Source organism: Micromonospora sp. NBC_00389 (assembly GCF_036059255.1).
Classification (GTDB): Bacteria; Actinomycetota; Actinomycetes; order Mycobacteriales; family Micromonosporaceae; genus Micromonospora.
The window spans coordinates 4501012-4514805 of the sequence record NZ_CP107947.1 but is presented as its reverse complement, the minus strand read 5'-3'; the positions used below and the strand labels follow the sequence as shown (position 1 = coordinate 4514805).

The 13794-nt window shown below is 68.8% G+C and carries 12 protein-coding genes and 1 pseudogene; 8 read left to right on the top strand and 5 right to left on the bottom strand.

Annotation, left to right across the window (positions count from 1 at the left end):
- Positions 1-570 precede the first annotated feature (570 nt).
- From OG470_RS21560 to OG470_RS21550, 3 genes and pseudogenes are all read left to right on the top strand, one after another.
- Positions 571-1440, top strand: coding sequence for a hypothetical protein (locus OG470_RS21560; RefSeq protein ID WP_328414880.1), 870 nt, complete (start codon positions 571-573; stop codon positions 1438-1440).
- A 44-nt stretch (positions 1441-1484) separates the two neighbouring features.
- Positions 1485-2908 (top strand): IS3 family transposase gene (locus OG470_RS21555; protein WP_442931204.1). Its coding sequence is split into 2 segments (ribosomal slippage): positions 1485-1842 and positions 1842-2908, totalling 1425 coding nucleotides; the frame shifts between segments, so codons are not numbered across the junction.
- Positions 2909-3115: 207 nt separating this feature from the next.
- Positions 3116-3444, top strand: a pseudogene (locus tag OG470_RS21550) (hypothetical protein).
- A gap of 204 nt (positions 3445-3648) precedes the next feature.
- On the opposite strand, the gene OG470_RS21545 reads toward OG470_RS21550, so the two are convergent.
- Positions 3649-4551 carry an aldo/keto reductase gene (locus OG470_RS21545; RefSeq protein WP_328414879.1) on the bottom strand — a complete coding sequence of 301 codons (903 nt, stop codon included), beginning with the start codon at positions 4549-4551 and terminating at the stop codon, positions 3649-3651.
- A gap of 406 nt (positions 4552-4957) precedes the next feature.
- On the opposite strand from OG470_RS21545, the gene OG470_RS21540 reads away from it, so the two are divergent.
- The 3 genes from OG470_RS21540 to OG470_RS21530 all read left to right on the top strand — a co-directional run bounded on the left by OG470_RS21540 (position 4958) and on the right by OG470_RS21530 (position 7378).
- Positions 4958-5269 carry a transposase gene (locus OG470_RS21540; protein WP_328414877.1) on the top strand — a complete coding sequence of 104 codons (312 nt, stop codon included), beginning with the start codon at positions 4958-4960 and terminating at the stop codon, positions 5267-5269.
- The gene (locus tag OG470_RS21535; RefSeq protein WP_328414876.1) at positions 5266-6192 is read left to right on the top strand and encodes an IS3 family transposase; all 927 of its coding nucleotides are present in this window, start codon (positions 5266-5268) and stop codon (positions 6190-6192) included. The genes OG470_RS21540 and OG470_RS21535 overlap by 4 nt, the downstream gene beginning before the upstream one ends.
- An 802-nt stretch (positions 6193-6994) precedes the next feature.
- A complete protein-coding gene (locus OG470_RS21530; RefSeq protein WP_328414874.1) occupies positions 6995-7378 on the top strand; it encodes a DUF1801 domain-containing protein in 384 nt (127 codons plus the stop codon).
- A 227-nt stretch (positions 7379-7605) separates the two neighbouring features.
- Here OG470_RS21530 and OG470_RS21525 read toward each other — a convergent pair whose 3' ends face one another.
- Complete coding sequence (locus OG470_RS21525) at positions 7606-7752, bottom strand: hypothetical protein (protein ID WP_328414873.1); 147 nt, start codon at positions 7750-7752, stop codon at positions 7606-7608.
- Positions 7753-8274: 522 nt separating this feature from the next.
- Here OG470_RS21525 and OG470_RS21520 point away from each other — a divergent pair.
- Positions 8275-8919, top strand: coding sequence for a transposase (locus OG470_RS21520; RefSeq protein ID WP_328414871.1), 645 nt, complete (start codon positions 8275-8277; stop codon positions 8917-8919).
- Positions 8920-9335: 416 nt separating this feature from the next.
- Here OG470_RS21520 and OG470_RS21515 read toward each other — a convergent pair whose 3' ends face one another.
- Together OG470_RS21515 and OG470_RS21510 are read right to left on the bottom strand one after the other, a co-directional pair.
- On the bottom strand, positions 9336-11690 hold the full coding sequence (locus OG470_RS21515) for a hypothetical protein (RefSeq protein WP_328414870.1): 2355 nt from the start codon (positions 11688-11690) through the stop codon (positions 9336-9338).
- 64 nt (positions 11691-11754) lie between these two features.
- Positions 11755-11913, bottom strand: coding sequence for a hypothetical protein (locus OG470_RS21510; protein WP_328414868.1), 159 nt, complete (start codon positions 11911-11913; stop codon positions 11755-11757).
- A 154-nt stretch (positions 11914-12067) separates the two neighbouring features.
- On the opposite strand from OG470_RS21510, the gene OG470_RS21505 reads away from it, so the two are divergent.
- Positions 12068-12934, top strand: a complete 867-nt coding sequence (locus OG470_RS21505; protein ID WP_328414866.1) for a hypothetical protein — start codon at positions 12068-12070, stop codon at positions 12932-12934.
- Between the two features lie 223 nt (positions 12935-13157).
- On the opposite strand, the gene OG470_RS21500 is transcribed toward OG470_RS21505, so the two are convergent.
- On the bottom strand, positions 13158-13616 hold the full coding sequence (locus OG470_RS21500; protein WP_328414865.1) for an SUKH-3 domain-containing protein: 459 nt from the start codon (positions 13614-13616) through the stop codon (positions 13158-13160).
- Positions 13617-13794: the final 178 nt, after the last annotated feature.

Below are 13794 nucleotides of genomic sequence, written 5' to 3'. Positions count from 1 at the left end.
TCAGCCGCAGATGTCAGGCGCGCGGGGCCGACACACGGTTTAGGAACTGTCGGCGCTCGGGATTCCTCGACCCTGCTACCTGCCGTTGCCGCTGACCAGACGCCTCGCGAGGCAGCATGCCTTAACCGTCGTTGCCCGTCGGCGACTGCGGCATCGGGCACGCAACGGGCACGCCAGGGCTTTCCCCTCCTGACCACTCGCTTGTAAGGCGCGCCCGGCGATAGTCGCGGCGTCTGTCACCGTCCGGGACGTCCGCAAGCTTGACCGGTCACCGAGACCTACGCATTACGAGTCGCTAGCGACCCCGACGGTCTTGGCGCTGCGCCGCTCGATCCGGCTGGCGCCGGCGTGCGCACCAGTCCCCTGACGTCCGCGGGCTTGGCTGCTCGGTTGGCTGCTCCTCGCCACTGCCGGTAGCAAAGCTCCCACGGGCGATCACCCGGACGGCAACGCGACCGGTGAGACAGCGGATCTGTTCACCACCTGGCCGCCAAAGGCAGACGTAAGCAGGAGCTGGCCCCGCCCGGCGCCGTCCGCGAGCCAAATCGGCCAACGGGTAGATTGACGCCGATGAGCGGTCTGTTGCGTCAGGAGTTGCGCGGGTTGGCCCGCAGTCGGGCGCTGTGGCTCCTGCCGCCCCTGGTCGCGCTCGCCGGCCTGAGCAGTCTTTCGTTCAACGACGACGCCTACATGTTCTACGTCTACTACGACCCGCAGACTTTCGAGGAACAGCTTGACGCGTATCACTTCGACGTCAAGGCGATCCACACCTCGGGCCTCGGCTGGGCTCAACTGGCCGCGCTGGCGGCCGGGGCGTTCCTGGTACTGCGTGATCCATGGCTGACCGGCCGCCCGGCCCGGCTCTCCCTGCCGGCCCTGGTATCCCCGCCGGCCCGGCTCCCCCCGCCGCCCCGTCCCGGCCGGTACTTAATAGCGAAGGCGGGCGTGGCCGCGCTGTTCGGTGTGCTCCTCGCCGTGGCCGACCTCGCCGCAGTGCTGCCACTGGCGCCCAGAGTGGTCGCCGACCACTGGGTTCGGCGCGAAGTGGCCTCGAAGGACATCTTCTTGCCGGTACAGATCTTGGCCGACGAGTCGGTGTGGCCGGTGGTGCTTCGCGCGGCGGCCGGTGTCCCGCTGTTCGCGATCGTTGGGATCGGCCTGGCCGCGCTACTCAACCGCTGGTGGGCGGTTACGGTGGCCGTCGTCGTCCCAATCTGCGGGTCGCTGTACATGACCGCTGACCCGTTCTTCGGCGCCCTGACTGCTCCGAGCCGACCGGCCCTTGCCGCGACCATGATTCCGAGCCTGGAAGCGGCCGCGATCGTCTTCCTGCTCGGCTACGGCGCGACGCGGTGGCGACTGGCCCGGGCGCCCGCAGTCCGGCCGAACCCTGTCTGTCAGGGTGAGTTGAGGCCAGCGGCTCGTAGCAAGTCCGTCTGACGGGGCGAGTTCAGGATCGAGAAGCGTTGGATACTGCTGTTGACATGGTGGCGGCCCAGGATGGGGTCATGAGTCGTAAGAGAGGTCCACGCTCGGACGGGCCGCGGGCGCGTCGGTCGTTCACCCCAGGTCAGAAGCTGGACCTGCTGGCCCGGTATGAGCAGGCCGTGGCGGCGGGTGAGGGTGGGGCGTTCCTGCGGCGGGAGGGTTTGTACTCGTCGTTGATGTCGGAGTGGCGCCGGGCGCGGGACGCCGGGTTGTTGCAGGGCAAGCCGGCCGGGGAGACGGTCGGGCGGCCCAGCGCCGAGCAGGCGGAGATCGCCCGGTTGCGGCGTGAGTTGGAGCGTACGCAGTCGCGGTTGGCGCGGACGGAGACGGCGCTGCAGATCATGGGAAAAGCGCGCGAGCTCTTGGAGGACATCTCCAGGAGCGAGCCGGACGGTCCGGACGTGTTCGGGCTCGGCAGGCGTTGATGGACGCCTACCAGGCATTGACCGATGCGGGGACCACGACGCGGGACGCGGCGCGGGTGACCGGGATCGCCCGGGCCAGCGCGGATCGGGACCGGCGCCGACCAAGCCCGACGGCCTCGCCGCGGCGGGCGCCGGCGAACGCGCTCAGCACCGCCGAGCGGGAGCAGGTTTTGGCGGTGCTGGACAGCCCGGAATTCGTCGACGCCGCTCCGGCGCAGATCTATGCGGCGCTGCTAGACCAGGGCGTGTATGTGGGCTCGATTGCCACGATGTACCGGATCCTGCGCGAGTACCGGCAGGTGCGTGAGCGTCGCAGGCTGGCCCGGCATCCGGCCCGCAAGCGTCCCGAGCTGGTCGCCGACGGGCCGCGGCAGGTCTACAGCTGGGACATCACGAAACTCGCCGGCCCGGCCAAGGGCGTCTACTACGACGCCTACGTGATGATCGATATCTGGTCGCGGTACATCGTCGGGGTGCGCGTGCACGCCCGCGAGTCCGGACCGTTGGCCGAGGCCATGATGCGGAAAGTGTTCGACGTCCACGGTGTCCCGCACGTGGTCCACGCCGACAGAGGCACCTCGATGACCTCGAAGTCGGTTGCTGACCTGCTCGAAGACCTGACCGTGACCCGCTCGCACTCACGGCCGAAGGTGTCCAACGACAATCCGTACAGCGAAGCCTGGTTCAAGACGTTGAAGTACGCGCAGGTCTTCCCGGACCGGTTCGCGTCCCTCGCCGACGCCCGGGCGTTCATGACCGACTTCGTGACCTGGTACAACCACGCCCACCGGCATAGCGGGATCGGCCTGCACACCCCCGCCGAAGTCCACCACGGCCGGCATAACACCGTGCGGGCCGGCCGGGAACAGACCCTGACCGCGGCCCGCGCCGCGCACCCGCACCGGTTCAGCACGACCCGGCTCCTGCCCAAGATCCTCGACCTGCCCGACCAGGTCTGGATCAACAAGCCAGAACCCGAACCACAAGCCGCTTAACTCCCGCTGGCCTCAATCCCTTGACACGTTCCGGAACGGCGCGGAAGCTTGAGGCTTCGGCCGCATACGGGCCAGAGACGGCCCGACGCTTGGCCACGGACACTCGCTTACAAGCTGTGTGCAGGTCGTCCGGCGTCGCTGTCCGCGTTCGCGACCTCGGACGACTGTGCGCGCCCGGCGGCGGGCGGCTGTCCCTGTCGTGGCTCGTTGCTGTCACCGTTGCTGTCGACAGCCACCCGGGGTGAAAGAGTGAGCGCGTGGGGCTGGACAAGGAGGCCGAAGCGCAGCTCGCCGAGGCACGCCTGGCGGAATGGCGACGCACCGGGTATGGCGAGTGGTGCGCGATGCTCGACGACAAGGAGATGCGCCTGGTCGTCGGCGAGGACGGCAAGCGGTACAGCGTGGTCAGCTACGCCATTGATGACGGCGAGGGTCGGATCCGCCTGTCGGTCGCCGTGGACGACGGCGGCTTGTCGGCGTCGATACCGCTGGCGCGAGACGAAATTATGAGTCCGGCCGGCACCTTCGTCACGTGACCTCTTCGTCCCGAACGCCGCTACGGCGCATCGTCTGTTGCCATCGGTTACCGTCCCGTCCCTCTCAGCCTAGCTACGACCCCGCCTGCTGTCGTTACGTGTCGGCCGCAGGTGACACGTCTGCTGCCTCCTCGCTGCTTCCGAGAGTGGCCGGAGCATGCTTCCCGGCATCCAGCTGGTCCAGCTGCGGGAGGCGGTGCCCGGTTAGGCGGCGGTCTCGGGAACGAGGGCGGTCAGCTCCGCGACCTCAGCGTCGCTCAGCGCGATCCGCGCCGCCGCGAGGTTCTCCCGCAGGTGGGCCAGGCTCGTGGTGCCGGGGATGGGCAGCATCGCCGAAGAGCGGTGCAGCAGCCAGGCCAGCGCGATCTGCTGGGGCGTGGCCGCGTGCCGGGCGGCGATCGGCGCGAGGGCGGCGGCGACCTGGCCGGCGTTGTCCCCGCCGTCGCGCAGGCTGACCGGGTGCCAGGGCGAGAACACCGCTCTGGTCCGCTCCGCCGCCGCAAGCAGGTCCGCACCGGTGCGGTTGCCGATGTTGTACAGGGCGGTCACCGCGGCGATCTCCGCAATCGACCGGGCGAGTTCGAACTGCGCCACGGTGACGTTGGACAGCCCGATGTGCCGGATCCAGCCCTCGTCCTGCAGCTTCCTCAGCTCGCCGACCTGGTCCTCGAACGGGGCGTCGGTCGCGTACCCGCTGTGCAGGTAGTAGAGGTCGAACCGATCCACGCCGAGGCGGCGCAGGCTCAGCATGGCTGACTGCCGCAGGTACTTCGGGTTGCCCACCCAGCCCAGGGTCGAGTAGTCGTGGCCGCCCCGGACGAAGCCGCCCTTGCTCGCCACCACCAGCCCCGCCGGGTAGGGGTGCAGCGCCTCGCGGATCAGCAGCTCGTTGGTGTGCGGCCCGTAGACATCGGCGGTGTCGATGAAGGTGACGCCCTCCGCCACCACCGCGCGCAGCAGCGCCAGCCCACGCTCGTGGTCGGGGTACGGGCCCCAGACCTGGTCGCCGGTGAGCTGCATCGCCCCGAAGCCGACCCGTCCGACCGGAAGGTCGCCGCCAATGATGATCGTGGGCGGGGTGGACGGGGAGCCAGACGTCATGGTCATCTCGATTCTGGCTCGCCGGCGGCCCCGTCGCCGACGCCGCCCCGCAACTTCGACGCCATCCTGCGCACGGCCCGCGGCGTCTTCGGCGAACTGGGCGCGGAGGCCACCCTGGCGGAGGTGACCCGCCGGACGGGGTCCGTATCGGTACTCTCGACCATAACTGATTCAACCGGGATGAATTGGTCGAAGCGGTATACCTGGCGGAGGTTCAGGCGGTCTACGACCACGGCGGAACGCCCGGCCTATCCGTGGGGATCGACCGGGCAAGGCGGTCCTTGCGGCGGTTCCTGCTTTCACGGATGCTCGAGCCGCGTCAACTGCTGTTCGGGTCCGCAACCGCCTGAGCCACCCCCGCTTTCATGGAGCTTCTTGATCATGGTCTGATGGCCGTGGGGAGGAAGTTTCTGTGGCAGCACCGAAGAAGTACCCCGACGAGCTGCGTCAGCGTGCTGTGCGTTTGTATCGCGAGTCGGACCCGAAGCCCGTGATCCGGCGTCTCGCCGAGCAGCTCGGCGTGCATCACGAGGCTTTGCGGAACTGGATCCGGCAGGCCGAGGCCGACGCTGACGAGCGTCACGACCGGCCCACCAGCGAGATGGCCGAGGAGAACCGCCGGCTGCGCAAGGAAGTCGCCGAGCTGCGACGGGCGAACGAGATCCTGAAAGCGGCGAGCGCGTATTTCGCGGCGGAGCTCGACCCGACCCGGCGACGGTCATGACGTTCATTTATGAACACCGTGACCAGTTCGCGGTCGCGCTCCTGTTACGGGTTCTCAACGTCGGCGCCTCCACCTACTACGCGTGGGTCAAGCAGGCCGAACAACCCTGCGACCGCGACATGGTCGACCTGGGCCTGATCTCCAACATCCACGAGATCTGGAGCGCGTCCGGGCACACCTACGGCGCGGACCGAGTGCACCGGCAGCTCCGCCGTGACGGCATCCGGGTGGGCCGCAAGCGGGTCGAGCGGCTGATGGCCGACCAGGGCTGGCAGGGCGCGTTCCTGCGTCGCGGCTGGCGCGGCGGCTCTACCCGGCAGGACCCTCGGGCGACGCCGGCGCCAGATCTGGTCAACCGGCAGTTCACCGCCGCCGGGCCGAACCGGCTGTGGGTCGCCGACGCCACCCGCATCCCGTGCGGTGAGGGCGTGTTCTGGCTGGCGGCGGTCCGCGATGTCTTCTCCCGCCGGATCGTCGGCTGGAAGACCTCCGACCGCTGCGACACCGACCTGATCCTCGCCGCCCTCGAATACGGGATCTGGTCACGCGATGTCCGAGACGGCCAGTTGATCCATCACAGCGACAGGGGATCGAACTATACGTCTTTCCGGTTCACGCAACGGCTGCAGGACAACGGAATCCTGCCGTCCATGGGCTCCGTCGGTGACTCGTACGACAACGCCCTGATGGAGAACTTCTGGTCCACGCTGAAGATCGAACTCGTCTACCGCACGAGCTGGCGAACCCGCGACGAGGCCGAGAACGCGATCTTCGCGTACATCGACGGCTGGTACAACACCCACCGCATCCAGAAAGAACTCGGCTACCTCAGCCCCGACGAATACGAGACCGCCTGGCACACCAGCCAGCACGACCAGGCCGAGCCACCTATCGCCACCCCTGCACCAGCCGGCAGCAGGTAACCACCGCTCCAGCAAAGCGGGGGGAACTCAGCCTGTCGGTGCTCGCCGGCTTGGCTGCTCGTTGTGGCTGCTCCGGATGAACCTGGCGGCGCTAGGAGGCTCACAGCTGGTCACGCAGCCAGAGCGGGTCGGGGTTAACGAAAGGCTGTCCCTCGACCACAACAGTCGGCACCGTCTCATCGCCCCCCCGTTACCGCCCTGACCGCAGCGGCACCAGCTGGATCGCTCCAAATATTGACCCAGTACGCCAGCCGGGCGTCCCGGCCGAGCCGGAGTCGCAGCCGTAAGCAGTATTGGCAGCCGGGCCGCCAGGAGACGATTGGCCGGCCATCGTCCGCGCTGCGCTTGAACGGCGCCAACTGAACCGGGAAGACCAGCGGAGACATCAGCCACGCCATCAAAAGGAACACTAGGAGCTCAACGGCACCGGGCCCGTACGAACGCTCGGCAAACCGCGTAGCTGCCACGACCACCGCGAATACCAGCATGAAACCCGCCAGCCTCCAACTTCGCAGCACGCTCCCGCACGCTACTCCGCCAGCAGGGCTCCTAAGACACCGCGTCGTCGGTAGCCGGCCCGCGGGACATGCCTGGTCGAGTAGCCGACTCGAATCGAGCCAGCGACATCTGCTTACAAGGCGCTTCCAGCTTGTGCCGTGCCTTCAGCGACGTCTGCCACATCCTGGCCGGCCCGGCCGCGAGTCCGCGTCTGTCCACCGCCGTCTGCAACAGTTGATGTCAGCCGCAGATGTCAGACTGATGGTCTCTCATCCTTCGATAACACCACGGAAGGACGTGGCAGGTGCCAAGCAAGTCTGGCGAGGTTGACGACTTCATGGAGACTCTCAATCACCCGCTGAAGGCCGGTGTCGAGGAGTTGAGATTGGCAATCTTGGCGTCAAACGCTGACATCTCAGAGCATGTGAAATGGAACGCCCCGAGCTTCCGGTACAACGGAGAGGACCGGGTGACCTTCCGGCTTCGACCCGCGGACCGTCTGCAACTCATCTTCCACCGCGGAGCGAAGGTCCGATCGGACCTTGCCGAGTTCACCTTCCAAGATCCCACTGGGCTGATGACATGGCTGGCACCCGACCGGGGCGTCGTGACCTTCCCAGACCTAGAAGCCATCCAGTCCCAGCAGGCAGCTGTGGTGTCCTTGGTAAACCACTGGGTCCGGGCATAGCGCTACCCAACACTGGCGGGTGTCAGGTCACGACCCCCGTCGGGGGGGAGCCTGGTCGCGGTAGTCAGCCAGCGTCAACAGATCCGCGCATTACGAGTCGGTCCCGGGCTCCTGCTTGCAGGGGTGCCGACCGGGCGTGAACTGGCGTCCCCGTTCGTCATAGTCCGCCTCTGCTCGTGGGTTTGGCTGCTCGCTTGGCTGCTCACCCTTGACGGCGCAGGAGTCATTCAGCGATCTCTGAGGAACCACGAAACCCGATCGGGCGAGGGCATCGGCAGCGGATCGTCGTACGAGTACACCTCAAGGTCCGCCAGTTGGCCTTCGTGGACGAACAGCAGAATCCCGCCGCTCGTCTTGCCTTGATCGTCGAACACGATGCCTTCCGCTGGTACCGGACTCGTCGCGCTGGAGGCCGGTAGGTGTCGACCTTGCGGCAGGAGCCAGACGGTCCCACAGCCTCACCCACAGCCCGGCTGAGCCAGAACGTCCTGCGACTGCACCCGGAGCTCGTTCACGCCGGGGAGTTGGCTGAGCGGGATCCACGGGCGTAAGACTACGGCGACGCCTCGCTTAAAGCTCTGTGCAACATATCCGCGCTCGTACGTGAGCGGCCATACGCTCGGAGTGCCGTCCGTCTCCGTGCCGGCCGGCCTGCTGCCGTCCAGCCCGGTTGCTGTCGGCGTTGCTGTCGACAGCCGTAGCGCCCCTCCTGCCTACATTTGGGCCCGCCCCTATGAAGGATCCGATGCAGATGGATGCGGCAGCTCGTCTACGAGAGGCTTGGCGACGGGCAGGAAGTCCCCCGTGTGCGCCTTCAACGATCGGGTATGGGCGGTCGAAGGCTGTTCCGGCATCGGCCGGCACATCGCCCAGCGCCTGGTCGCCGACGGCGACCGGTGCTCGACGTACCACCGAAGCTGTCGGCACGAGTCCGGGTCTTCGACACCGGCCAGGGCCGCAAGACCAACACGGTCGACGCGCACAGCGTCGCGGTCGCCGGGCTGCGCAGCCGCAACCTGCGCACCGTCACCCCCGACGACGTCACGGTCGTGGTGCGTCTGATGGCCGATCGCCGCGACGAACTCGGCCGGGCCCGCACCGACATCATCAGCCGCATCCATCACCTGCTACTGGAGCTCATCCCCGGCGGAGCGAAGAAGCTCCTCACCCGCGGCCAGGCCAGCTACCTGCTGCGCACCGCCCCACCGCCGAAGAACATCGTGGCCCAGACCCGCCACGATCTGGCCCGCGAACTCATCGAGGAACTCACCCTGATCGACGCCAAGATCCGGGGCGCCGACAGCAGTTGCGCCAGCTCGTCACCTAGCACGGCAGCTCCCTGTCCGATCGGCCCGTCCGGCGCAGCCCGGCTAATCGGCGACATCGGTAACATCCACCGGTTCCGCACCGCCGCGCATTCCGCGTCCTGGAACGGCACCGCCCCACTCGAGGCGTCCTCCGGCGACCAGCGCCGTCACCGACTGTCCCGCGCCGGCAACCGTCGCATCAACCGAGTCTCACCATGGCCGTCGTCCAGCTAGGCCGTGACACGCCCGGCCGCGCCTACTACCGGTGCCGCCTCACCGAAGGCAAAACCACGATGGAAGCGCTCCGCGCTTTCAAACGCCACCTGTCCGACGTCGTCTACAAGCGAATGATCCACGACGCAAGACGTGGCCGAGCTGGTGAAACGGGTCCGGGAGGACACTCGGGAGCGACTCTGCAATCCAGCGCGGACGGCCTTATCCCGACAGCCGCCTCTTCGGACAAGTCACAACCCGGACCCGCCACCAAGAAGCCTAGAACAAGGTTGCCATGATCCCTTGACCTAGATGGGAACCAGATGCGTGTGTCTGATCTTCGGCGAGGGGCAACGATCGGCGTGATCCGTTGGGTAGCGGTCGTCATCGTCGTGGCCGCCTTATGAAAGTCCACATTGACGTCCTTGCACAAAGGGCTACGGCGTCAACAGCGGCTCCACGAACATCACCGACTGCCCGCGGGAGCCGACGGCGGGTAACCGCTCGATCGCGCCGTCGCGCACCGACAGCCGTACTCCGCTAGCGGGTTCGCGCGGGAAGTGCCAGGGGTGGTAGCCGAACAGCACGTGTTCGGTGTCCTCCCAGACCGGCTCCCGATACGTCCCCTGTGGGGACCGCCGGCGGTCCTCAGGCAACCACCACACCTGCGGCTGCACCGTAGCTCCCGGCTCGACCGGGAACAGCGTGAGCGCCGGCGGGTTGGAGCGCACCGTCCACAACCGGTCACCGCCGGGCGCGAGCCGGGCCATCTGGTCGACCGGCACCGTCACCGTCGTCCCGTCTGGCCGAACTACGGTGATCCCCTCCACCTTCCGCGCACTGCCGGTGCCCGTGAGCGGGTCGACCTGCTGCACCGGGTGCGCGTACCGCTCCGGGTCGGTGCCGGGTGTCCAGCGCATTGTGGCCCACCGGGCCTGGTGGTCGACGAAGAAGACCGTGTCGCGGTACGCCCCGACGAGGCCGATCCCCCGGTCGTCTGGCCACGGCATGGTCTCCACCGGGCCGCCGCCCAGGTCGATCACCCGCAGCTGGTACCGCGACACCCGCCGGTGGTGCTTGCTGTCGACCACCGCCACCCGCCGGCCGTCGCCCAGCAGCATCACGCCCGGCATCCGCACCTCGTCGATCTCGGTCACCTCGCCGGCCGCGGAGACCAACCGGGCCGGGTGCCCGTGGCTCACCACAAGCACGCCCTGCCTGGTTTGGAGTGCCCGGCTCCAGCGCGCGGCTTCGAGCCGGGCCAGGTCCACCCGCGCGCCGTCGCGCCACCCGACCAGGGTGCCGTTCGCCTCGATCACGCCGGCCCGCGGCGGCGCACCGAACGGCGGGCCGGGCGGCTCCTCCCGGTTGCGCTGCGGGAACCTCACGAACATCCCGCGGCCGTCCGCCGCATCGCCCGCCACCCGCGCCATCGCGCCCAGCAGGAAGCTTCTGGTCGACGGGCCGTCCGAGTTCGGCGCCGGACCGGACAGCATCGGCGCGGCGACCGACGTCCCGATCGGTGTAACGGGCGCGGCCGGCGCGGTTGGGACGGCCGGCGCGGTTGGGACGGCCGGTACGGTTGGGGTGGCCGGCGCGGTCGGGGCGGCCGACGCCGGGCTCGGGCGGCGTCCCAGCCACAGCTGCAGCGGCTCCCCGCCGTCGGCGTGCAGCAGGCCCGTCCGCTGCGCGAAGGCCAGCCCGTCGCGCAGCTCTGCCTCGCTCACCAGCAGCCGTTCGGCCAGCTCGGCGGCCGTGGTCTCCAGCGGTGCCCGGGATGCCCACCTCAGCACCGCCTCGAGATCCTCCGCCAGCGGGCCGAACCGGCTGCGGGCGTCCTGCAGCCGGACGGACCGGACCCGGTCGGGCGGTAACGACAGCACCGTGTCCACCCGGGCCGGCCGCCCGGCGCGGTAGCCGTCCGGGCCCTCGCGAACCAGGATGCCGGCGGCGGCCAGCAGCGGCAGCAGGTCACGCTTGCGGCGCACCGGCGGCACGCCCAGCTCGGCAGCGATTCCGTCAAGCCGGCGCTGCTGCCCGGCCAGCCGAGCCACCACCTCCGCGCGCTGGGCGGCGTTGCGCTCGTCGAGGTCGGCGTGGCCGGTGGTCAACGGCTCCCGGGGTGGTTGCCACAGCGGCGCGTCGAGCCATCCCGGCAGGCGCGAGTGCGCGCGGCCCCAGTCGTCGATGTGCTCCACGGTCACCGGCCCGGCGTGCTCACGGGCCGCGGCGTTGACAATGCCGGCCAATTCCATCGGCTCGTACTGCAGCTCGGACTGCCAGCCGTTGTAGCCCGGACCGACGGCGGGCCGGCCGCGCGCCAGCCAGACCGGCGGCTCGGGTGCCGGATCCGGCCAGAAGCGCAGCAACCAGCGATCCCCGAACCCGTCCTCGGTGTCGCCCCGCCGGCGTGCCACCCGGACCCGGTAGCAGCCGGCGCCACCCAGCTCGAGGTCGGCCGGACCGGCGCCGCCGGTCAGCACGGTCAGCGACAGACCCCGGGAGCTCGCACGGTAGGGAGTCTCCAGCACGTCGTCGAAGCCTGCGTGGTCAGCTGGCGGCGGGCCGTCGTGCAGCTCCACACGCACCATGTGGTGGCCGTCGCCGGCCTGACACAGGATCCAGCCGGCGCCAGCTCCGGCGAACGTGCCGGTCGGCTCGTCTTCACGGTCACTCCCGCGCGGCAACTCCGGATCGTCGCCCGGCTCCCCCGAGTCGTCCGGGTCCCGCAGGACGACGAGTCCATATTCGGGAGAGTAATCGTCGTGCTCGAACGCCCGTACGACGGCCACGGCGGTCAACCTAGCAAAATCCGGCCGTGACCGTAAGGCGGCAGCCGGGGCAGCGACAAGCGCGTCAGGCGAACCAGTCGTGAACCGCCCCGTCGGCCCCGACGGTCCACAGCACCGGAGCCACCACCACGAAAAGCGCGCCGATGACCAGCACCACCGTGGCCGCGATGCCCATCAGCGACGCCACGCCAGCGAGCGACCGGCTACGGCCAGTGATGTGCATACCGGCGGCCGACGCGCACGAACGGCGGCAGAAGAGTGATCGGGTGGGCCCTCGTACATCTCCGGGTGGCCCTACGGCCGCTCGTCCGATGCGCCGCACCACGCTGCGGAGGTGTCCTGCAACCATGCTGGGGGATTGCGCGTCTTAAGCAACGATGGGAACCCTCGATCAGCCGTCCAGCCCAGTCCGATGGGCGGACGGCGCCGCCGTTGTCGCCGTCGTTGTCACACTGATCCTGACTGCCCGCCAGCTACGTCCGCTCGCCGAGGCGGCGGCCTTTCTCGCCCGTACAGGCGAAACGGTGGCCTCCGTGCCGGCGGCGACCTGGCCCCGCGCCGCCGCGTGGGTCGCGATTAGCATTGCCATCCTCGCGCGGTGGCGGACCGCTGCGGCGCTGGGCGCATGGTCGGCCGTGTTGTACGAGATCGTCGTGGTGGCAACGCGCCTCAAGGGCGACCAAGGCTACGACGCGCCGCTTGACCTGCTGGTATGGCCGCTGCTGCTGGCGGTCGCGGCAGCAGTGCTGTTGAGCGCCACCGCTTCGGTCGGCCGCGGCCTGGACCTGCTGACACGCCGTGGGCGTTGGCTGCTCGCAGTCGCCGCAGCGGTCACCGCGCTCACGGCGACGGCGATTCCTCTACTCGGGGAGTACAACGGGCCGTCACAAGCAGACTCCATCGATCCGGGGTTCCACGCCGTATTCGTCGTCTCGTCGCGGCTCGGCGGCGCTGTTGGCGGCCTGACATTCGCGGTCGTGCTGACCCTGGCCCTGGCCACCGTCATTGGCGTCGATCGGGCCGTGCGCAGTCGAGTCCTGACGCTGATGGGGGCGGGCGCGGCCGGGTTCGTTGCGATCCACCTGGGGCTGCCAAGGCCATTCGGTGTGTGGGACGTGCCGTTGGTGTCGGGACCCACGGAGGCCGTGCTGCTCGTAATGGCACCGGGGCTCGTCCTCGGCGCTGGACTGTTGTTGGTCCGGTCTAACGAGCGGCCGCCACTGGTGGAACCAACCGCACCTTGACCCAACCATCGTGCGGCGCCGTCCGGACCTACGCGCCGGACGTGCCGGTTATCGAGAGCGACGATCAAGGCTCGTCCCGCGACCTTCGTCTCGCCTGCCCCACGATCTGAACATCCGCTCATCGACACGTCCGGACGGCAACCGGGCCAGCTCCGCGTGACGCTGCGTAGCGCGCGGATCGCGGCATGTCCGGATATCCGGCGAAGGCTGCTCGGGCGTGGCGTCAGTTGATGCCGCGGGGCATGTATCCGAGAACGAGGTGGTCCATGGCCTGCGGCATGCGGCCGAAGGTGGCCAGCTCATCGATCACGAGGTAGACCTCTTCCTGCTCGTCGATGCCGAGAAATGCGCACGAACACGTTCCGCCTGCCAGTTCGCCGATCGGGGCGATGTTGCGGCCGATGTGCTCGCCCCATGCGATGAATCTGTCGGCTTCGCCGGAGCATTCGGTCGGCAGGAGCGTGAATGGCTCCCGGGCGCGGGTGACGCCGGCGCCGCCATCAGGAAAGGTGAGGCCTCCAAACCCGGAGAGGAACTGGATAGCTACCGGATGCAGGACCGGAAAGCCGTCTGCGGCCAGTTGGGCCTCCCACCGCGTCGTATCGACAGCGCGGCCGTCGTGCCACCCGGCCACTTCCAGGGCCTGGCGCGTTTGCCGGCGAAAGCTGGTCGGGAGGTCCATGGCAGCGACTGTAAGCTACGGGACCACGAATCCGAACCGATCTACGACCCGCCAGCCCGGCATGATCGAGTGCATGCAACTCGGCAAATCCGTGCGTTGAGGGCGACGTGGCCGTGTTTGCGGTGGCCGACCAGGTCGCTGGCTGTTCAACTTACCGCTTGTCGGCGTACTCGTTGAT